At 53.2% G+C, this 20,254-nt stretch carries 18 protein-coding genes; 16 read left to right on the forward strand and 2 right to left on the reverse strand.

Annotated elements, in window-relative coordinates; translation table 11 throughout:
• The first annotated feature begins 2 nt into the window (after positions 1-2).
• The 7 genes from NQ534_RS17560 to NQ534_RS17590 all read left to right on the forward strand — a co-directional run bounded on the left by NQ534_RS17560 (position 3) and on the right by NQ534_RS17590 (position 9,056).
• Positions 3-1,040: a hypothetical protein gene (locus NQ534_RS17560; RefSeq protein WP_006862527.1), complete on the forward strand. Its 1,038-nt coding sequence runs from the start codon at positions 3-5 to the stop codon at positions 1,038-1,040.
• The gene (locus tag NQ534_RS17565; RefSeq protein WP_006862528.1) at positions 1,037-2,029 is read left to right on the forward strand and encodes an adenine nucleotide alpha hydrolase family protein; all 993 of its coding nucleotides are present in this window, start codon (positions 1,037-1,039) and stop codon (positions 2,027-2,029) included. The genes NQ534_RS17560 and NQ534_RS17565 overlap by 4 nt, the downstream gene beginning before the upstream one ends.
• A 179-nt stretch (positions 2,030-2,208) precedes the next feature.
• Complete coding sequence (gpr, locus tag NQ534_RS17570; RefSeq protein ID WP_006862529.1) at positions 2,209-3,096, forward strand: GPR endopeptidase; 888 nt, start codon at positions 2,209-2,211, stop codon at positions 3,094-3,096.
• 83 nt (positions 3,097-3,179) lie between these two features.
• Positions 3,180-4,343 carry a stage II sporulation protein P gene (locus NQ534_RS17575; RefSeq protein ID WP_006862530.1) on the forward strand — a complete coding sequence of 388 codons (1,164 nt, stop codon included), beginning with the start codon at positions 3,180-3,182 and terminating at the stop codon, positions 4,341-4,343.
• 151 nt (positions 4,344-4,494) lie between these two features.
• Positions 4,495-6,303 carry a translation elongation factor 4 gene (gene lepA / locus NQ534_RS17580; protein ID WP_006862531.1) on the forward strand — a complete coding sequence of 603 codons (1,809 nt, stop codon included), beginning with the start codon at positions 4,495-4,497 and terminating at the stop codon, positions 6,301-6,303.
• A 102-nt stretch (positions 6,304-6,405) separates the two neighbouring features.
• The gene (hemW, locus tag NQ534_RS17585) at positions 6,406-7,554 is read left to right on the forward strand and encodes a radical SAM family heme chaperone HemW (RefSeq protein WP_006862532.1); all 1,149 of its coding nucleotides are present in this window, start codon (positions 6,406-6,408) and stop codon (positions 7,552-7,554) included.
• A gap of 164 nt (positions 7,555-7,718) precedes the next feature.
• Positions 7,719-9,056, forward strand: coding sequence for a CHAP domain-containing protein (locus NQ534_RS17590; RefSeq protein ID WP_006862533.1), 1,338 nt, complete (start codon positions 7,719-7,721; stop codon positions 9,054-9,056).
• Positions 9,057-9,242: 186 nt separating this feature from the next.
• On the opposite strand, the gene NQ534_RS17595 is transcribed toward NQ534_RS17590, so the two are convergent.
• On the reverse strand, positions 9,243-9,935 hold the full coding sequence (locus tag NQ534_RS17595) for an SGNH/GDSL hydrolase family protein (protein ID WP_040783731.1): 693 nt from the start codon (positions 9,933-9,935) through the stop codon (positions 9,243-9,245).
• A 260-nt stretch (positions 9,936-10,195) separates the two neighbouring features.
• Between NQ534_RS17595 and hrcA the strand changes: the two genes are divergently transcribed.
• The 9 genes from hrcA to NQ534_RS17640 all read left to right on the forward strand — a co-directional run bounded on the left by hrcA (position 10,196) and on the right by NQ534_RS17640 (position 19,893).
• Positions 10,196-11,287, forward strand: coding sequence for a heat-inducible transcriptional repressor HrcA (hrcA, locus tag NQ534_RS17600; RefSeq protein ID WP_006862535.1), 1,092 nt, complete (start codon positions 10,196-10,198; stop codon positions 11,285-11,287).
• Between the two features lie 17 nt (positions 11,288-11,304).
• The gene (grpE, locus tag NQ534_RS17605; RefSeq protein ID WP_006862536.1) at positions 11,305-11,919 is read left to right on the forward strand and encodes a nucleotide exchange factor GrpE; all 615 of its coding nucleotides are present in this window, start codon (positions 11,305-11,307) and stop codon (positions 11,917-11,919) included.
• A gap of 27 nt (positions 11,920-11,946) precedes the next feature.
• Positions 11,947-13,827, forward strand: coding sequence for a molecular chaperone DnaK (gene dnaK / locus NQ534_RS17610; protein ID WP_006862537.1), 1,881 nt, complete (start codon positions 11,947-11,949; stop codon positions 13,825-13,827).
• 267 nt (positions 13,828-14,094) lie between these two features.
• Entirely contained in the window at positions 14,095-15,285 is a 1,191-nt protein-coding gene (gene dnaJ / locus NQ534_RS17615; RefSeq protein ID WP_006862538.1) for a molecular chaperone DnaJ, read from the forward strand.
• A gap of 3 nt (positions 15,286-15,288) precedes the next feature.
• Positions 15,289-16,245 (forward strand): 50S ribosomal protein L11 methyltransferase, encoded by a 957-nt coding sequence (prmA, locus tag NQ534_RS17620; RefSeq protein WP_006862539.1) that lies wholly within the window; start codon positions 15,289-15,291, stop codon positions 16,243-16,245.
• Between the two features lie 2 nt (positions 16,246-16,247).
• Positions 16,248-16,988 (forward strand): 16S rRNA (uracil(1498)-N(3))-methyltransferase, encoded by a 741-nt coding sequence (locus tag NQ534_RS17625; protein ID WP_006862540.1) that lies wholly within the window; start codon positions 16,248-16,250, stop codon positions 16,986-16,988.
• Positions 16,989-17,146: 158 nt separating this feature from the next.
• On the forward strand, positions 17,147-18,337 hold the full coding sequence (locus NQ534_RS17630) for a cysteine desulfurase family protein (RefSeq protein WP_006862541.1): 1,191 nt from the start codon (positions 17,147-17,149) through the stop codon (positions 18,335-18,337).
• A gap of 58 nt (positions 18,338-18,395) precedes the next feature.
• Positions 18,396-19,577, forward strand: a complete 1,182-nt coding sequence (thiI, locus tag NQ534_RS17635; protein ID WP_006862542.1) for a tRNA uracil 4-sulfurtransferase ThiI — start codon at positions 18,396-18,398, stop codon at positions 19,575-19,577.
• Positions 19,578-19,755: 178 nt separating this feature from the next.
• Complete coding sequence (locus NQ534_RS17640) at positions 19,756-19,893, forward strand: hypothetical protein (protein WP_006862543.1); 138 nt, start codon at positions 19,756-19,758, stop codon at positions 19,891-19,893.
• Between the two features lie 80 nt (positions 19,894-19,973).
• Here NQ534_RS17640 and NQ534_RS17645 read toward each other — a convergent pair whose 3' ends face one another.
• Positions 19,974-20,207 carry an HPr family phosphocarrier protein gene (locus NQ534_RS17645; protein ID WP_006862544.1) on the reverse strand — a complete coding sequence of 78 codons (234 nt, stop codon included), beginning with the start codon at positions 20,205-20,207 and terminating at the stop codon, positions 19,974-19,976.
• Positions 20,208-20,254 lie beyond the last annotated feature (47 nt).

Below are 20,254 nucleotides of genomic sequence, written 5' to 3' on the forward strand. Positions count from 1 at the left end.
TCATGAAAAATGTGAAAAAGATAGTTGTCAGAGGCTGTGTGATACTGCTGTTTCTTGCCGCTTTTGAGGCTATGGCGCGTTTCTGTTACGAAAACTGGAAGACCTACCTGCTCACGTCAAAACGGGAGCGCACGGAAATGAAGGGGACGATTGAGACGCTGTACTGCGGGACATCGCTTGCCGCCCGTGCTTTTCAGCCGGCGGTCTTAGATGAGCTGCTCGGCACAACGGGCTTTAATCTTGCAAACAACTCGCAGCCGCTGAAGGGTACGTATTATCTTATCCGGGAAACCGTGGAGGAGAATCCGGTAAAGCAGATTTATCTGGCGCCGTCCATTTCGTCTCTGAAGGAAACGGCGAATGCACAGGAATATCTTTCCGCATACGAAAATCTGCGCACCGCGCGGTGGAAGGCGCGCTATCTGCTGTCTGTGCACAGTGAGGAGCTGACGGTATCGGCGCTGCTGTATTCCACGCGGGTGGAGGAGTATCTGGATTTAAAAACGGTGAAGGCAAATGTGAAAAATAAGCTGCAAAAGACAACGGTGAAGCGCTATTACGGGCAGCGCGGCTGGCGCGCGAGCCAGAAGCAGTACCAGGGGCAGAATGCCGGAAAGCAGAATAATTATCTGAATTACTGGGATGGCGATGCGAAAGAGGCGCAAATCAGCGGGGAATCGCTGGAGTATCTTTATAAGATAGCGGATTTCTGCCGTGAGGAGAATATAGAGCTGTATCTGGTGCTTTTGCCGGTCACGCAGGATTATATTGACGGCGCGGGCGATATGGACAATCTGGATACGGTCTGCCGCGCGCTCGCCGAAGAACTGGATGCCGGCTATTATAATTTCATGCTGTATAAAGAGCGGCAGTCTGTTTTTACGGACGACAAATTCGGGGACACGAAGCATTTTAATGCGGAAGGCGGACCGTTATTTTCGGAGATTTTCGCGGAGGTGCTGCAGAGCGGCAGCCCGCAGGAATATTTTTATGATACAATGAGTGATTTTAAGGGAAGCGTTAAGGAGGATGAAGAATGAGCGGATGTGTAAGATGCGGTCTGCCGGAGAATTACGCGGGCATTAAGCTGGACGAAAACGGGGTATGCAATTACTGTCATTTTTATGATGAGCACAAAGAAGAGCTGACGGACTATGAGGCGCTGGAGAAGAAGTTTTCCGCCGAGATTGAGAAGGCAAAGCAGAAGGCGAAGGAAAACGGCGCAAAATATGACTGTATCGTCGGGGTGAGCGGCGGCAAGGACGGTGCTTATATCACGTATCAGTTGAAGCATAAATATGGAATGCGCGTGCTCACCTACACGCTGGACAATGGCTTTTCCACAGATTTTGGCAAGGATAATATCGCGAATCTGGTCGACAAGATGGATGTGGACCATATCCGCATTACGGTGAACGAATCGAAGCTGCGCGGATATTACTCAGCCTGTATGAAGCTGATGCATAATTTCTGCAGCGTCTGCTTCCATCTCTGTCACTATTACAGCCATCTGCTGGCGTCGCAGTACAAAATTCCGCTGATTGTCAACGGAAGAACCCATATGCAGGTGCTGCAGGCGGCGGATTCCACGAAGGGAATCGAGCCGTTTGAGATTTCCCGCAATCTTGCGGATTTTGAGTATCAGATGTTTGGCAGGCTGGTGGAAAAAATGGCATCCACGAAGAGGCTGGATTATCTGCCGGAGGCGGAGGTGACCTCGCTGTCCTATTTTATGTACCATGATGTGACGGACGAGGAAAAGATGGCGTTTCTGCAGGAGAAGGTCGGCTGGAACCGGCCGAAAAGCAAGGTTCCGCACCCGGATTGCTGGGCGCATCATATTGCGGAAAAATGCAGTATTGAAAAGCTGGGATATCCGGTGCGCACCGGTGAGCTGGCGGTGTTTGCGCGCGAGGGCAGCATGACGGTGGAGGAATCGGTAGCGGAGCGCGAAAGGGATACGCAGTATTTCAGCACGGTGGATCCGGAGCTGGAGGCACGCTTCTATGCGCGCATAAAGAAACGCTGATTTTTTTCTTCTGACAGAGCGAAAGACGCAGGCGGATGCGGACACGTATATTTTTTGCGGAAAGTGCAGAAACTATCTCCCGGAAATCAGCATCATTTTCTTACGGTCTTTGCCCACAGGACTAGCTGCGCGTCGCAGCAGGCGCAAAGATTCGTCTGAACTTTTACGAGGAGGTTGTTATGCTGGGAGATTTTAACGTGCGCACAGACCTTGCGCTGGAAGCGAAGGAGAGCTTCGGGGAAGAGGACGTCAAAATCCGGGGTGTGCGGATCGAGGAGGAGACGGACGAGGAACGCGAGATTTATACAACGGTTGTGAGAATAGAGACGGAGAACGGCGCCAGGACGATGGGAAAGCCGGTGGGAACCTATATCACGCTGGAGGCGCCGAACATGTCGTCCGAGGATGAAAATTATCACCGGGAAATTTCCGAGGTGCTGGCGGGGCATCTGCGGCAGCTGCTGGGAGAGGAAGAAAAGACGGTCCTGGTGGTGGGTCTTGGGAACCGTGAGGTGACGCCGGATGCGCTCGGTCCGCAGGTCGTCGGAAATCTGCGGGTGACGCGCCATATTGTGAAGGAGTACGGACGCGCTTCCCTGGAGGGGAGTGCGCACCCTGTGAGTGCGATCGTGCCGGGGGTGATGGCGCAGACCGGCATGGAGACGCTGGAAATTATTCGCGGGGTGGTGCGGGAAACTGCTCCGCAGGCGGTGGTCGTGGTGGACGCGCTGGCGGCGAGGAGTACCCGGCGGCTGAACCGCACCATCCAGATTACCGATACCGGAATCAATCCCGGTTCCGGCGTGGGCAATCACCGCAACGGCATCAACGAGGAGGTGCTCGGCGTACCGGTGATAGCCATCGGCGTGCCGACGGTGGTGGATGCCGCCACCATTGTCAATGACACGATGGAGCATCTGATTGACACGAAGGAGCGGAGACAGAGCCTGCGGGAACAGATATCCCCGCAGCTCAACACTATGTTTGTGACGCCGAAGGATATCGACGAGACGATTAAGCGTGTCAGCTACACGATTTCCGAGGGATTAAACATTGCATTGTCATAAAACGGTTCTGCCGCGCATATATTATGATGCCGGGGAAAAAGCCCCTGGCACCATAGTATGAGCGGTAAGGATGGACAAGATGCATGAAGCTTCTGGACAGGATTATCCGGGCGGTTCTGACAGGTGCCCTGCTTGCGCTGTGCGGCTATATTATTGTGCGCAGCGTGACGATTGCGGGGGAGAACGGTCTGTTTCAAAACACGCCGCTGCTTTCGGCGGTTTACGAAAAGATGGAAGAATGGACGGCGGGTACTTACATACCCGTCATTTCCTATGCCGGAAAAGAGACGGAAAAGCCGGACATTCTGCTGGAAATGGAGGATGGGGTATTTCCGGTGTACGGTTACATCCGCAGACAGCAGGAGGGCGGAGCGCAGGTGGAGAGCGCAGGCGAATATGAAATGATTCTGCGGGCACAGGCGCAGGCGGAGGAAAACAAACGCCCGCGCGAGACAGAGAGCGAAGCCTCGCAGACAGAGACGCCGGCGGGGGAAAATCCGCTGTGGGATTATCCGTATCTGCTGAATCATTATTTTTCGATGGACGTGACCACGACGATCGATGCGCAGCGGCTGGACGGGAAAACGCTGCTGGGCATGGATATGACGATGGAGAAGGACGCATCGCAGCCGCAGATTCTGATTTACCATTCGCATTCCCAGGAGGCGTTTGCCGATTCGGTGGAAGGGGATGTCTCCACCACGATTGTTGGCGTCGGGGAGTATCTGGCGCAGATTCTGCGGGAGGATTACGGCTACAATGTTATTCATGAGGACGGCATCTTTGATCTGGTGGACGGAGTTCTGGACCGTAACCTGGCGTATGATTTTTCCGGGGCGGCGGTGGCGGAGCTTCTGGAGCAGTATCCTTCGATCGAGATTGTAATCGACCTGCACCGGGATGGCGTGGACGGGACGCGCTTTGTGACGGAATATAACGGAAAACCGGCGGCGCAGCTTATGTTTATTGCCGGCATGAGCCGGACGGCAGACGGGCAGGATATCGCATATCTCCCGAACCCTTACATACAGGATAATCTGGCGTTCGCCCTGCAGCTTCAGCTGGCGGCGGAGCGGGAGACGCCGGGGCTGATGCGCAATATTTATCTGATGGCATACCGGTTTAATCTGCATCTGCGTCCGAGGAGCCTGCTGGTGGAGGCGGGTACCCAGCTCAGTACCGTTGCGGAGGAAAAAAACGCGATGGAAGCCTTTGCAAAGGTACTGGATGCGGTTCTGCAGGGGTAATGTTCACGCCGGATGCCGGTCTCCGACAGTTGTTACAGCGAATCCGGGTAGACAAATATTTGGAAGTTATGATACAATAGGCGGTAAGCGCGGGGCGCCAGGGGTGCTTTTGCGCAAAAGCGTGAAAAGAGAGTAAAGGACAGACAGATATATGGTTGAGCAGAGTAAAATTCGGAACTTTTGTATTATTGCACATATTGACCACGGAAAATCCACACTGGCGGACCGCATTATCGAAATGACGGGGCTTCTGACCAGCAGGGAAATGCAGGCGCAGGTGCTGGATAATATGGAGCTGGAGCGGGAGCGCGGCATCACGATAAAGGCGCAGGCGGTGCGGACGGTCTACCGGGCAAAGAACGGGGAAGAGTATATTTTTAATCTGATCGATACGCCGGGACATGTGGACTTTAACTACGAGGTATCCCGCAGCCTGGCGGCGTGCGACGGCGCGATTCTGGTGGTGGATGCGGCGCAGGGAATCGAGGCGCAGACACTGGCGAATGTTTATCTGGCGCTCGACCACGATCTGGACGTCATGCCGGTGATTAACAAAATTGATTTGCCGAGCGCCGACCCGGAGCGTGTCATCAACGAGATTGAGGACGTCATTGGCATTGAGGCGCACGATGCGCCGCTTATTTCCGCGAAGCTGGGAACGAATGTGGACCAGGTGCTGGAGCAGATCGTGGAAAAGATTCCGGCGCCGGACGGAGACGCGTCGGCTCCCCTGAAGGCGTTGATTTTCGACTCGGTATACGATTCCTATAAGGGCGTGATTGTGTTCTGCCGGATACGGGAGGGCAGCGTGAAAAAGGGAACGCCGATTACCATGATGGCGACGGGGGCGAAGGCGGAGGTAGTGGAAGTGGGCTATTTCGGCGCCGGACAGTTTATTCCCTGCGAGGAGCTTTCCGCCGGGATGGTCGGCTATATTACGGCAAGCCTGAAAAATGTGAAGGATACGCGCGTGGGTGATACCATCACGAACACGGAGCGTCCGTGCGCGCAGCCGCTTCCGGGCTACAAAAAGGTGAATCCGATGGTTTACTGCGGCATGTACCCGGCGGACGGGGCAAAGTATCCGGATCTGCGGGATGCGCTGGAAAAGCTTCAGCTCAACGACGCTTCCCTGCAATTTGAGCCGGAGACCTCGATTGCGCTTGGATTCGGTTTCCGCTGCGGTTTCCTGGGACTTTTGCATCTGGAAATTATCCAGGAGCGTCTGGAGCGCGAATACAATCTGGACCTTGTGACGACGGCGCCGGGCGTTATCTATAAGGTGCACAAAACAAACGGTGAAGTGATGGAGCTGACCAATCCGGCGAACCTGCCGGATCCGTCGGAGATTGAATATATGGAGGAACCGGTCGTCGGTGCGGAAATCATGGTGACGACGGAATTTATCGGTCCGATCATGCAGCTCTGCGAGGAGCGGCGCGGCACGTATCTCGGCATGGAATACATGGAGGAGACGCGGGCGCTGCTGAAGTATGATCTGCCGCTCAATGAGATTATCTACGATTTCTTTGACGCGCTGAAATCGCGCTCCAGAGGGTACGCTTCGTTTGATTATGAAATGAAGGGATATGTGCGCTCCGAGCTGGTGAAGCTGGATATTCTGGTGAACCATGAGGAAGTGGATGCGCTCTCGTTTATTGTACATGCCGGTACGGCGTATGAGCGCGGCAGGAAAATGTGCGAGAAGCTGAAGGAGGAAATCCCGCGCCAGTTATTTGAGATTCCCATTCAGGCGGCTATCGGCAGTAAAATTATCGCGCGCGAGACGGTGAAGGCAATGCGCAAGGATGTGCTGGCGAAGTGCTATGGCGGCGATATTACCCGTAAGAAGAAGCTTCTGGAAAAGCAGAAGGAAGGAAAGAAGCGGATGCGCCAGGTGGGTAACGTGGAAATCCCGCAGAAGGCTTTTATGAGCGTGCTGAAGCTGGATGATAAATAAGAGACTGTGCGGCGCGGGCAGAGCGGAAATGCTGCTTTGCGCGGCGCAGAAAGACGGAGAGGATATGCCGCCCGGTGCGGTGCGGGCAGACAGGAGAGGCGTATGAGACCACTGCAGATTTATATTCACATTCCGTTCTGTGTACGGAAATGTGCATATTGTGATTTTCTGTCTTTTGCGGCAGACCAGGAGACGCAGCGCGCATACATCCGTATGCTGCTTCGTGAAATAGAGGCGTGGCAGGACCGCGGGGATGAAGTTATCTCCACGGTCTTTTTTGGCGGAGGAACGCCCTCGGTGCTTCCGGCGGAGGAAATCACGCTGGTTATGGAGGCTCTGAAAAAGAAATTTTCATTTGCCGGGGATGCGGAGATCACGCTGGAGTGTAATCCCGGCACACTGACGGCGGAGGGGCTTTCCAGGTATCGCCGGGCGGGAATAAACCGGCTGAGTATTGGTCTGCAGTCGGCGCAGGATAAGGAGCTGCGGCTGCTCGGCAGGATTCACACCTGGGAGGAGTTTGAGGAGAGCTACCGGCTTGCGCGGGCGGCGGGCTTTGCCAATATCAATGTCGATCTGATGTCGGCGCTTCCGGGACAGTCCCCGGCGGCGTGGCGGGACACACTGGAGAAGGTGCTGGCGCTTGCGCCGGAGCATATTTCCGCATACAGTCTGATAATTGAGGAGGGAACGCCGTTTTATGAGCGCTATCGCGAGGATGCGCAGCGCCGTGAGCGCGGAGAAGTCTGCCGTATCCTGCCGTCGGAGGAGGAAGAGCGGGAAATGTACTGGATGACGGAAAAACTGCTTAAAGAGCGGGGCTATGAGCGCTATGAGATATCAAACTATGCGCAGCCGGGCTTTGCATGCCGCCATAACTGCGGCTACTGGGAGCGCAGGGAGTATCTGGGCTTTGGTCTGGGAGCGGCGTCGCTGATGGACCATACGCGCTTTGCAGATACAGCCAGTCTGCAGCAGTATCTGGACGGGCGCTGGAGGGGAGAGACGCAGGGGCGGCTGACGCGTGCGGAAGAAATGGAAGAGACCATGTTTCTTGGGCTTCGGCTGCGCCGGGGAGTGTCCTTTGCGCATTTTTACCGGACCTTCGGGGTGACAATGGAAGAAATTTACGGGGAGGTCCTGCAGCGGCTTGAGCGTCAGAGGCTGCTGGAGCGGACAGAAGAGCGCATATTCCTTACAAAACGGGGGACGGATATCAGCAACTATGTCTGCGCGGAATTTCTTTTCTGAACAATAACGAAAAATGATTACGAAAGTATTAAAAAAGTAAGAAAAGTTGTTGCAAAGGCAGGAAAAATATAGTATACTTGGAATTGCGAAACGTAAAATTTTTTTAACAAAATATTGACGGAAAAAATCGAATAAACACCATATATAGGAGAAGGGAAAGAGTTATGCAGAAAAAAAGGAAATGGCTGTGGCTTTTATTCGGAGTAATGGTGCTTATGCTGGCGCTTCCGGTGTCGGCAAAGGCGGCTACCGCGACAAAGTATACGCTTTCGGGCATATCAAAGCCAAGTACCATTAAAAAAGGCGGTTACTTCAGTCTGAAGGGGAAAATCACCTGCAACAAGACGATGAAGGAAGTCCGTGTTACGATCTATGATATCTCAGGCAAGAAGTGTTATCAGAGGTACATAGCAAAGCCAAAGAGCAAGACCTTTAATCTGGCACAGGCAGACCCGTATATCGAGTTTAACAAGCTTGGTGTGGGGACCTATTATCTGAAGGTGCGCTGCACCGTTTCCGGCGGGAAAAAGGTTGTAGTAAACAGAAAGTTTTCTATTGTCGGTACCGGAACGATAAAGATAGTAAATCCGAAGCCGGCGGGAAATGTTTCCATCAACCAGGGCGCAGCTTATGCGATTGGCGGTACGATTAAGTCTACCTATAAGCTTGCCAGTGTTACGGCTTCTATTACAAACAGCAGCAATACGACTGTTTATACAAAAACGGTACAGCCGAAAAAGACCTCTTACAGTGTGGCAAACACTGCGCTGGACAGCGCAATGCTGTTTGATAAGCTGGCGGCTGGCACCTATAAGTATACGCTGACGGCGCAGGACAGCCAGGGCAAAAAGGTAACGCTGATTTCACGGACCATTACGGTGAAGGCAACGACAAATGGGTCGAATACGACGCCGGGTTCTACGGGAGGCAATGGCAGCAATGGCAATACAGGCGACTACCTGAATACGAGCGGTGCTGTGACAATTCCGGCAAACTTTACGCCGCGCACCACCAGACCTTCTGCGAGCAGTCCGTATTACTACAATGGCAGCTACAATATTTATTACAAGTATAACAGCCTTGCGCCGACCGGTAAGCCGTATTACGGAAATGTCTATGTGCTTGGCAACTGCACCTGGTATGCGTGCGGACGTGCAATGGAAATCGTGGCGAATGCCGGCGGAAATATCGCAAAGGTACAGTCCATCTTCGGCGGAGACCCGGTTGGTATTTATAATTCCAATGCGGCAAAGGGTGTGTTTGAATACGGCACAACGCCGAAAATCGGTGCGCTGGCGATTTTCAACTACGGTTCCAGCGGAGACGCGCATATTGCTGTAGTAGAAAATATTATCAATGGAGTTCCGTATGTATCGGAATCTGGTTACACAGAATCCACTACGCAGCCCAATGCAGCAAAATCAAATATCGTCTTTAAGTATCAGAGTATTTACAACTGGGCAGGCGGCAGAAGCCTGAGAGGCTATATTTATCTGATATAATGAGGCCAGTGGCACTCGTTTGGCAACGACCGGAGTGAAACGGAGATGCGAAGCACGTAACCCTGAAGGACTAGCTACGCGTAGCAATCCGCAGGCATCATATTTAGGGCTTTTGACCCCAACATCATTATATAATTTTAGAAAGAAAAATTCCCTCTGCGGATGCGCAGGGGGAATCTTTTTCTGTTAAGCTACCTTATCCACCACATAGTTATGAATGTCGTTGTAGCTGGCGTCTGTGTAATGCAGACCGTCCACGGTCTCAAATCCGATTTCATTGAGATAGGAATTGCAGTCCAGGTAGCTGTCCGGAAATGCGCTCTGCAGGGTGGCATTAAATATGGAAATCATTTCGTTCGTGGTGTTAAAGCCTTCGCTGTCTATCAGCGGATTTACGGACATATAGTAAAAGCTGGCGCCGGGATAGGTCTCTTCCAGAGCATTGTAAAGGTCGATGTAGAGACTGATGTTTGCCGGGTCGTTTACCCCGAAATTGAAAATGACGGTCTGTCCGGGATTTCCGGCAAGAACTGCGTCAAGCTCCTGGACGCCCTCGGAGGAGAACCACATATAACCCTCCCCTTCTTTTCCTATGTAGGTGCAGCCGTCGTTTACGGCGTCGCGCATACCGATGGTGCGGGAATCACCGACAAAAACAAGGGAGTGCGCCTTAACTGTCCTGGCAACTTCCGCTTCTGTGCCGGTCATCTGTCCGGAGACGTCCCCGTCGTCTGTATCCGGATAGAGAAGCTGCATAAGCTGTCTGTGCAGCGGGCTGGAATCGTCCGCCACATAGAGGGTTACAAAACCTGCCAGCGCGACCAGTGCCAGAATTGCCAGAACGGCAAACAGAATCGTAAGAAAATTTCGTATCTTCATTGCGGATTCCTTTCGTATATTCAGCTTTTCGTGATGCCTGCGCATCTTTCGTATTTTATACTGCCCGGCATCTTTTTTTAGTGTATCTTAAAATACAAAAAATGTCAAATATAACAGGTCGATGCGATTCGACAGGAAAGTTCACAAAATTTTTTTAAAATAGCTATTGACAATCACAGACAGCAGTGGTATCTTAAAACCGTAGATGTTAGCACTCGATTCGAAAGAGTGCTAACAACAAAAGGAAAGGAGGAGCCGGGATGCAGTTAGATGATAGAAAATGGAAAATATTTTACGCTATCATCCAGACTTATCTGGAAACAGGAGAGCCGGTGGGTTCCAGGACGATTTCCAAGTATGCAGACCTCAACCTCAGTTCCGCTACTATCCGCAATGAAATGGCAGATTTGGAGGAGATGGGGCTGATAATCCAGCCGCACACTTCCGCGGGCAGGATTCCTTCCGATAAAGGATACCGCGTATACGTGGATTATCTGATGGAGCAGAAGGAGCAGGATGTAAAAGAACAGCGGGAACGGCTGAGCCGGCAGGAACAGGATGTAAAAGAGCAGCAGGAGCAGGTGAAGGAACAGCAGGAGCTGCTGATCCAGAAGCAGGATAAGATGGAGCTGCTGCTGAAGCAGGTGGTCCGGGTGCTTGCAAACAACACCAACTATGCGACCATGATCACTGCGCCGCGCTACCATACGACGAAGCTGAAATTCATCCAGCTTTCCGCAATCAGTGAAGACCAGCTTCTGGCGGTGATCGTGACAGAGGGAAATATTGTAAAGAACAAAATGCTTCATTTTCTGCACGGCCTGGATAATGAAATGGTACTGAAGCTGAACATTCTGCTGAACACAAGTCTCAATGGGCTTGCGCTGGAGGAGATCAATCTTGGACTGATTACGAAGCTGAAGGAACAGGCGGGAATCCACAGCGAGGTGGTGAGCAAGGTTCTGGATGCAGTCGCGGAAGCCATTCAGATGGAGGATGATGTGGAGATTTACACAAGCGGTGCGACCAATATCTTCAAGTACCCGGAGCTGAGTGACAGCGAGCGGGCGAGCGAGCTGATCAGCGCCTTTGAAGAAAAGAAGGAGCTGGCAAGTCTTATCAGCGAGTCGATGGAGGAGGAAAACAGCACCGGTATCCAGGTATACATCGGAAACGAGGCGCCTATACGGACAATGCGGGACTGCAGTGTGGTGACCGCAACGTATGAGCTGGGCGAGGGCGTCCAGGGCACGATAGGCATCATCGGACCGAAGCGGATGGATTACGAGAAAGTAGTCGATTCGCTGAAAAACCTGAAGTCCCAGTTGGATACCATATTTGACCGGGATTGACCATAGATTAGAAAAGCATGGAAAGGCAGGCGGTTGCAGTGGCAGAAGAAAACATGGAAAAAGACATGGACGAAGCGATAGAGAAAAATACGCAGGAAGAGGAGGCACCGGAGACGGAAGAAGCTTCCCGGCAGCAGAAAGCTTCGGAACCTGCAGAGGAGACAGAAGAAGCACCACAGAAGGAAAGCAAAAAAGATAAGAAGGATGCGCAGATTGAAGAGCTGCAGGACCGGGTAAAACGCCAGATGGCGGAATTTGAAAACTTCCGCAAACGGTCCGAAAAAGAAAAATCGAAGATGTTTGAAATGGGCGCAAAAAGCGTGATTGAACAGCTCTTGCCTATTGTGGACAATTTCGAGCGCGGGCTGGCGGCGGTTTCTGAGGAAGCAAAGGAAGATGCCTTTGTGAGCGGGATGGATAAGGTCTACCGGCAGATGACCGAAATGCTTGATAAGCTCGGTGTGAAGCCGATTGAGGCGGTCGGATGCGAGTTTAATCCGGATTTCCACAACGCAGTGATGCATGTGGAGGAAGAAGATACCGCGGAGAACACCATCACGGAAGAATTTTTAAAGGGTTATACCTACAAAGACCAGGTTGTGAGACACAGCATGGTAAAAGTAGCAAATTAAATATTACATGAGCAGGAGGAACTTATTATGAGCAAGATTATTGGTATTGACTTAGGTACAACAAATAGCTGTGTAGCAGTTATGGAAGGCGGAAAACCGACCGTTATTACAAATACAGAGGGAGCAAGAACAACACCGTCCGTTGTGGCGTTCTCCAAGACAGGCGAGCGTCTGGTGGGCGAGCCGGCAAAGCGTCAGGCAGTCACCAATGCGGACAAAACGATCTCTTCCATTAAGAGACATATGGGAACCGACTATAAGGTAAGCATTGAGGGCAAAAACTATACGCCGCAGGAAATTTCCGCAATGATCCTTCAGAAACTGAAAGCGGATGCTGAGAACTACCTTGGCGAAAAGGTAACAGAAGCGGTCATCACTGTTCCGGCATACTTCAACGACGCACAGCGTCAGGCGACGAAGGATGCGGGCAAGATTGCCGGTCTGGATGTAAAGCGTATCATCAACGAGCCGACAGCGGCGGCGCTGGCATACGGTCTTGACAATGAAAAAGAGCAGAAGATCATGGTATACGACCTTGGCGGCGGTACTTTCGATGTTTCCATCATTGAAATCGGCGACGGCGTTATCGAGGTTCTTGCGACAAACGGCGACAACCGTCTGGGCGGCGATGACTTCGACCAGAAGATTACCGATTACATGATTTCCGAATTTAAGAAGGCGGAGGGTGTGGACCTTTCCGTTGATAAGATGGCGCTCCAGAGACTGAAAGAGGCTGCAGAGAAGGCAAAGAAGGAGCTGTCCTCCGCAACCACGACTAATATTAACCTGCCGTTCATCACGGCGACTGCAGAGGGACCGAAGCATTTTGACATGACACTGTCCCGTGCGAAATTTGACGAGCTGACACATGACCTTGTGGAAAGAACAACCATTCCGGTACAGAACGCGCTGAAGGATGCCGGCATCACAGCTTCCGAGCTGGGCAAGGTGCTGCTGGTAGGCGGTTCCACACGTATCCCGGCAGTGCAGGATAAGGTAAAATCGCTGACCGGACATGAAGCAAGCAAGACCCTGAACCCGGATGAGTGCGTGGCAATCGGTGCGGCTATCCAGGGCGGTAAGCTGGCAGGCGACGCAGGCGCAGGTGATATCCTGCTGCTGGATGTTACCCCGCTTTCCCTTTCCATCGAGACAATGGGCGGCGTGGCGACCAGACTGATTGAGCGTAATACAACGATCCCGACAAAGAAGAGCCAGGTATTCTCCACAGCGGCGGATAACCAGACCGCAGTTGATATCCACGTTGTACAGGGCGAAAGACAGTTTGCAAGAGATAACAAATCTCTCGGACAGTTCCGTCTGGATGGAATCCCGCCAGCAAGACGTGGCGTTCCGCAGATTGAGGTTACCTTCGATATTGATGCGAACGGTATCGTAAACGTATCGGCAAAGGATCTTGGCACCGGCAAGGAGCAGCATATCACGATTACCTCCGGTTCCAACATGTCTGATGCGGATATCGAGAAGGCAGTAAAAGAGGCGGCTGAGTTTGAGGCGCAGGATAAGAAGCGCAAGGAAGCAATCGATACCAGAAACGATGCAGATGCAATGGTATTCCAGACCGAGAAGGCACTCGAAGAGGTCGGCGACAAGCTGGCTGACGCTGATAAGACCGCTGTGCAGGCTGATCTGACGGCACTGAAGGAACTGGTTGAAAAATCGAATCCGGACGAAATGACAGATGCCCAGGTTGCTGAAATCAAGGCGGCGAAGGAGAAACTGATGGAGAGCGCGCAGAAGGTGTTTGCAAAAGTTTATGAGCAGGCACAGGGCGCGGCGGGCGCAGCCGGTGCGGCAGGCGCAGGTCCGGATATGGGCGGCGCGCAGCAGGCAGATTATTCACAGCCGGATGATGATGTCATTGACGCGGACTACAAAGAAGTGTAAAATAGAGGAGGCCGGCAGGGAGCGCTCATCCATACCCGCGCGGATGTGGAGGAAGAGTCTGCCGCCGGCGTCATAAAGCGATAAGGTAAGAAACGCCCGGTTCCCGCGGCGCCGATTACCGGCGGGCTGTACCCGGCCGGGCGGCAAAGCGGTTCCGGGTATCTTGCGGTACGGGAACCGGATGAGCCATCGATTCTGAAAGAGAAAAAAGGATAGAGCTCATTTAGCGGGCAGCTTATGGTAATGGATAGAAGCAGGTGAGGAAAAATGGCAGAGACAAAGAGAGATTATTATGAAGTCCTCGGTGTGGATAAAAATGCGGACGAGGCAGCGTTAAAAAAAGCATACAGACAGCTTGCAAAGAAGTATCATCCGGATATGAATCCGGGCGATGCGGAAGCGGAAAAGAAATTTAAAGAGGCATCGGAAGCATATGCCGTGCTTTCTGACCCGGAGAAGCGCCGTCAGTATGACCAGTTCGGTCATGCGGCATTTGAGCAGGGTGGCGGCGGAAGCGGATTTGGCGGATTCGACTTCAACAGCGCGGATATGGGAGATATCTTCGGCGATATTTTCGGCGATCTGTTCGGTGGCGGCAGCAGACGGCGTTCCGGCAACGGACCGATGCGCGGCGCGAACCTTCGTGCTTCTGTGCGCATTACCTTTGAAGAGGCGGTGTTCGGATGCGAGAAGCAGCTTGAGCTGAACCTGAAGGATGAATGTACGACCTGTCACGGTACCGGCGCGAAGCCGGGAACCAGCCCGGAGACCTGTCCGAAGTGCGGCGGCAGGGGGCAGGTAGTGATGACGCAGCAGTCTCTGTTCGGCATGGTGCAGAATGTATCGACCTGTCCGGACTGCGGCGGCAGCGGAAAAATCATCCGGGAGAAATGTACAGCGTGCTCCGGCACCGGCTACACCTCCAGCAGAAAGACCATCAAGGTCACGATTCCGGCGGGCATCGACGACGGACAGAGCGTGCGTATTGCGGGCAGAGGAGAACCTGGAAAGAACGGCGGTCCGCGCGGCGACCTTCTGGTAGAGGTGGTTGTACAGCGCCATCCGATTTTCCAGAGACAGGATATGAATATTTTCTCCACGGCGCCGATTACCTTTGCGCAGGCTGCGCTCGGCGGGGATGTTAAAATCAGCACGATCGACGGGGACGTTCTCTACAACGTCAAGCCGGGTACGCAGACCGATACGAAAATCCGTCTGAAGGGCAAGGGCGTGCCGTCTCTGCGCAATAAGGCTGTGCGCGGCGACCAGTATGTCACCCTGGTGGTCCAGGTGCCCACGAAGCTGAACAGCGAGGCAAAAGAGGCGCTGCGGGCATTTGACGCGGCGACAGACCGCTCGCTCGGACAGCCGGCGGGAAAGGCGGAGAACGAGAAGGAAAAGGAGAAGCCGAAAAAGAAGGGCTTCATGGATAAATTAAAAGAGACATTTGAGGACTAGGCGATGAAATATCATAAGTTTACACTGAAAACGCTGTCCGGGGCAGAGGATATCGTAATCGCGTCTCTGGCGGATGCGGGCGTTGAGGGTGTGGAAATAGAAGATAAGGTGCCGCTGACAGAGTCTGACAAACAGCAGATGTTTGTGGATATTCTGCCGGAAGGTGCGCCGGATGACGGCGTGGCGTATTTAAGCTTTTATATCGAAGAAGGCACCGACAAAGAAGCGCTTCTTCAGAGAGTGAAGGAAGAGCTGGACGATCTGCGCATGTTTATGGACATCGGGGAGGGCACGATTACCGAGAGCGAGACGGAAGATAAGGACTGGATCAATAACTGGAAGCAGTATTTCCATCAGTTTTACGTGGATGATATTCTTATCATCCCTTCCTGGGAGGAGGTAAAGCCGGAGGATGCGGATAAGATGATCATCCATATTGATCCTGGCACGGCGTTCGGCACTGGGATGCACGAGACGACGCAGCTCTGTCTTCGGCAGCTCAAAAAATATGTGACACCGGAAACGGAGCTTCTGGATGTCGGCACCGGCAGTGGTATTTTATCGATTGCCGCTTTAAAGCTTGGCGCAAAGCACGCGCTGGGAACCGACCTCGACCCGTGTGCGGCTTCGGCGGTCGCGGAGAATCTGGAGGCAAACCGGATCCCTGCGGGAGCGATGGATATGGTGCTCGGAAACATTATCGACGATAAAACCGTGCAGGATGCGGCGGGCTATGAAAAATATGATATCGTGGTCGCCAATATTCTGGCGGATGTTCTGACGGAGCTGACGCCGGTCATCACGGCGCAGATGAAGCCGGGAGCGGTGTACATTACCTCCGGCATCCTGGATGTGAAGGAGGACGTTGTTACGGAGGCTGTGCGGGCAGCCGGGCTGTCTCTGGTGGAAGTGACGCGCCAGGGAGAGTGGGTATCGGTGACAGCGAGAAAGAACGGGTAGCGATGCATCATTTTTTTGCAGAGCCTGCGCAGATTACCGGCGACGTAGTCTGTCTGACGGGCAGTGACGTAAATCATATCAGAAATGTGCTCCGCATGGAGGCGGGCGCAAGGTTCACGCTAAGCGATGGACAGAGCAGCCGCTTATATACCTGCCGGATCACGTCTGTGGAGAAAGAAAAAATATGGGCAGCCATTGAGAGTGTCAGTGAGGAGGGAACGGAGCTTCCCTCCAGAATCTGGCTCTTTCAGGGACTGCCTAAAAGTGATAAAATGGACTGGATCGTGCAGAAGGCGGTGGAGCTGGGCGTATATGGAATCGTTCCGGTGATGACGAAACGCACGGTTGTCAGACTGGACGCGAAAAAGGAGAAGGCGCGGTGTGCGCGCTGGAATGCCATCGCGGAGGGCGCGGCAAAGCAGTCCGGACGGATGCTGGTGCCGCAGGTGAAGGAGCCGGTGAGCTTTGCACAGGCGCTGCAGATGGCGCAGGATATGCAGATCCGGCTGATTCCCTACGAGCTTGCGGGCGGCATGGAGAAGACGCGCAGGATTTTTTCGCAGATCGCGCCGGGACAGTCCGTAGCGGTGTTTATCGGACCGGAGGGCGGCTTTGAGGAAGAGGAGGTCTGCAGGGCGGAGGAAGCGGGCTTTGTGCGCGTGACGCTTGGAAAGCGCATTCTGCGCACGGAGACCGCGGGACTTTCCGCGCTCGCCATGCTCGGCTATGTGCTGGAGCAGTAAGCGTCTGTCCGCAGGCGCAATCCTGGGGATTTTGCTGCCTGTACGATATCCGTGAAATTCGCTTATGCTCTGAAGGACCGGCTTTGCGTCGCAGGAATAGAGCATTCACGGCTGCCGTCCGGGACTTTCATAGCAAATTTGGGAGAAGAAAGAAGAAAATGGAAGCATATCTGGATAATTCGGCGACAACCAAATGCCTGGACGGTGTGAGGGACGTCGTTGTAAAAGCAATGACGGAGGATTTTGGAAATCCGTCCTCCAGACACACAAAGGGCGTGCAGGCGGAACGGTATCTGCGGGAGGCGCGCGAGGAGATAGCGCGTACCCTGAAGGTGTCGGAAAAAGAGATTTATTTTACTTCCGGAGGGACAGAATCGGACAACTGGGCGTTTATCGGCGCGGCGCTTGCCAACCGGCGCGCGGGCAATCATATTATTACGACTGCCGTGGAGCATGCCGCCATTCTGCAGCCGGCGGCGTATCTGCAGGAGCTGGGCTTTGAGGTGACATATCTGCCGGTGGACGAGCAGGGCTGTATCCGTCTGCAGGAGCTGCGGGAAGCACTGAAAAAGGAGACGATTCTTGTCTCCATCATGTATGTCAATAATGAAGTGGGAACCAGAGAGCCGGTGGAAGAGGCGGCAAAAATCGTGAAGGAGCATAATCCGCAGACGCTGTTTCACGTGGACGCCATCCAGGCATACGGAAAGTACCGGATTTATCCGAAAAGGTCCGGCATCGATCTGTTGTCTGTGAGCGGACACAAGATTCACGGACCGAAGGGAACCGGCTTTTTATATATCGGAGAAAAGGTGAAAATAAAGCCGCTGATTCTGGGCGGCGGGCAGCAGAAGGGAATGCGCTCCGGGACGGACAACGTGCCGGGAGCGGCAGGACTTGGATTGGCCGCCAGGGAGGCGTACAATGGCTTTGAGGATAAAATCAGCCATCTGAACGCGCTGAAGGAGCGCTTCCTTTGTGGAATCGCAGAGCTGCCGGATACGGTCGTGCAGGGGCAGGCGGCAAATATGCAAAACAGTCAGTGCGCGGCTGGGGAGAATGCAGGAGCGCCGCATATTGTCAGTGTGAGCTTTCGCGGTGTGCGCAGCGAGGTGCTGCTGCATGCGCTGGAGGAGCGCGGTGTCTATGTGTCGTCCGGCTCCGCGTGCTCGTCGAATAAAAAGCTGCCGGTGAGCGGTGTGCTGAAGGAAATGAAGCTGGAGAGCAGCCTGCTGGAATCGACAGTACGCTTCAGCTTCAGTGTATTTACAACGGAGGAAGAAATTGATTACTGTCTGGAGCAGCTGAGGGAATTGCTGCCTGTGCTGCGCAGGTTTACGAGACAATAGAAGGTTACTGCGAACGGAGTGAAGAGTAACGATAGAAACACATGGGCAGGAGGGAGCCATGACATTTAAAACTTTTTTGATAAAATACGGGGAAATAGGTATCAAGGGAAAGAACCGCTACCTTTTTGAGGAGGCGCTGGTGAAGCAGATCCGCCATGCGCTGAAAAAGGCGGAGGGTGATTTTGAGGTGCGCCGGGAGCAGGGGCGTATTTACGTGGACTGCCTGGGCTGGTACGATTTTGATGAGACGGTGGAAGCGCTGCAGCATGTGTTTGGCGTGGTCGGCATCTGCCCGGTCGTCGTGACGGCGGATGAGGGCTTTGACGCGCTGGCGGAGACGGTTATTTCCTATATCGGGGAAATGTATCCGCAGAAGAACCAGACCTTTAAGGTGGATGCAAGGCGGGCGCGGAAGAACTATCCGCGCACTTCTATGGAGATTAACGCGGATCTTGGCGAGCGGATTCTGCAGGCGTTCCCGGAAATGCATGTGGATGTGCACGCGCCGCAGATTATGCTTTCGGTGGAAATCCGCGAAAAGATTTATATTTATTCCCGCATTATTCCGGGCGCCGGCGGAATGCCGGTGGGAACGAACGGCAAGGCGATGCTGCTGCTCTCCGGCGGTATCGACAGCCCGGTTGCCGGGTATATGATTGCAAAGCGCGGCGTGAAGATTGACGCGGTCTATTTTCATGCGCCGCCCTACACGAGCGAGCGCGCGAAACAGAAGGTCATCGACCTTGCGCGCATCGTGTCGCATTACAGCGGACCGATTATGCTGCATGTGGTGAATTTTACGGATATCCAGCTTTATATTTACGAGCAGTGCCCGCATGAGGAGCTGACGATTATCATGCGCCGTTATATGATGCGCATTGCCGAGCATTTTGCCAGGGAGAGCGGCTCTCTCGGACTGATTACCGGGGAGAGCATCGGTCAGGTGGCAAGCCAGACCATGCAGAGCCTGGCGGCGACAAACGAGGTGTGCACGCTGCCGGTCTATCGACCGCTTATCGGCTTTGACAAGCAGGAAATCGTCGATGTGTCACTGAAAATCGGTGCCTACGAGACGTCCATCCAGCCGTTTGAGGACTGCTGCACTATTTTTGTGGCTAAGCATCCCGTTACAAAGCCGAATCTGAATATCATAAAACGGTCGGAAGGGAAGCTTTCGGAAAAAATAGAGGAGCTTGTGAAGACGGCGATAGAGACGACGGAGAAAATCTGGGTGGAGTAGAGGTGTGCGGGCTGCGACGGACAGGTGGTGCTGCGAAAGCCCGCTGTCCGCTCCCGGCTGTCGGAATAGCTGTCCCGCAGACACGTTGCTTTTTTGATTTTGCTGCGCCGCTTATCAACAGCTTTCTACGCAAACTCGCCTGCCATGCAGGCTCAGACAAGCTTCGAAAGCTGTCGCTATGCTCGCAAAATCTGCAAAAGCTGCCTATCGTCTGCGGGACAGCTATTCCGGCAGCCGGGGTCTGTGCAGCGCGTGTACGGCAGAGCAGGATGGTGCAGTGCATATGCTGGATGCGGCGGGGAAAAGGATGAAATGAGCAGGAGCGTGCAGAAAATGACCTGCGATAAGAAAACCTCCCGTGAAAGGGAGGCTGGTGGCGGGTCCGGCGAACCGGGATTAGTTGATGATGTAGGGTTTCAGGGCAGTCAGAACGGTGTCGATGTCGTCTTCTGCATGGATGTTTAATTCAATCGGTTTTGATAAGTCAAGACTGAAGATGCCCATGATGGACTTCGCATCGATAACGTACCTGCCGGATACAAGGTCGAAATCATAGTCGAATTTTGTAATGTCGTTCACAAAGGATTTTACCTTGTCAATGGAATTTAAAGAAATTTGTACTGTCTTCATTGCGAAAGACCTCCCTTATATTTAATCAATTTTATCTTACCTTTTGG

This window comes from Marvinbryantia formatexigens DSM 14469, from assembly GCF_025148285.1.
In the GTDB taxonomy this organism is placed as follows: Bacteria; Bacillota; Clostridia; order Lachnospirales; family Lachnospiraceae; genus Marvinbryantia; species Marvinbryantia formatexigens.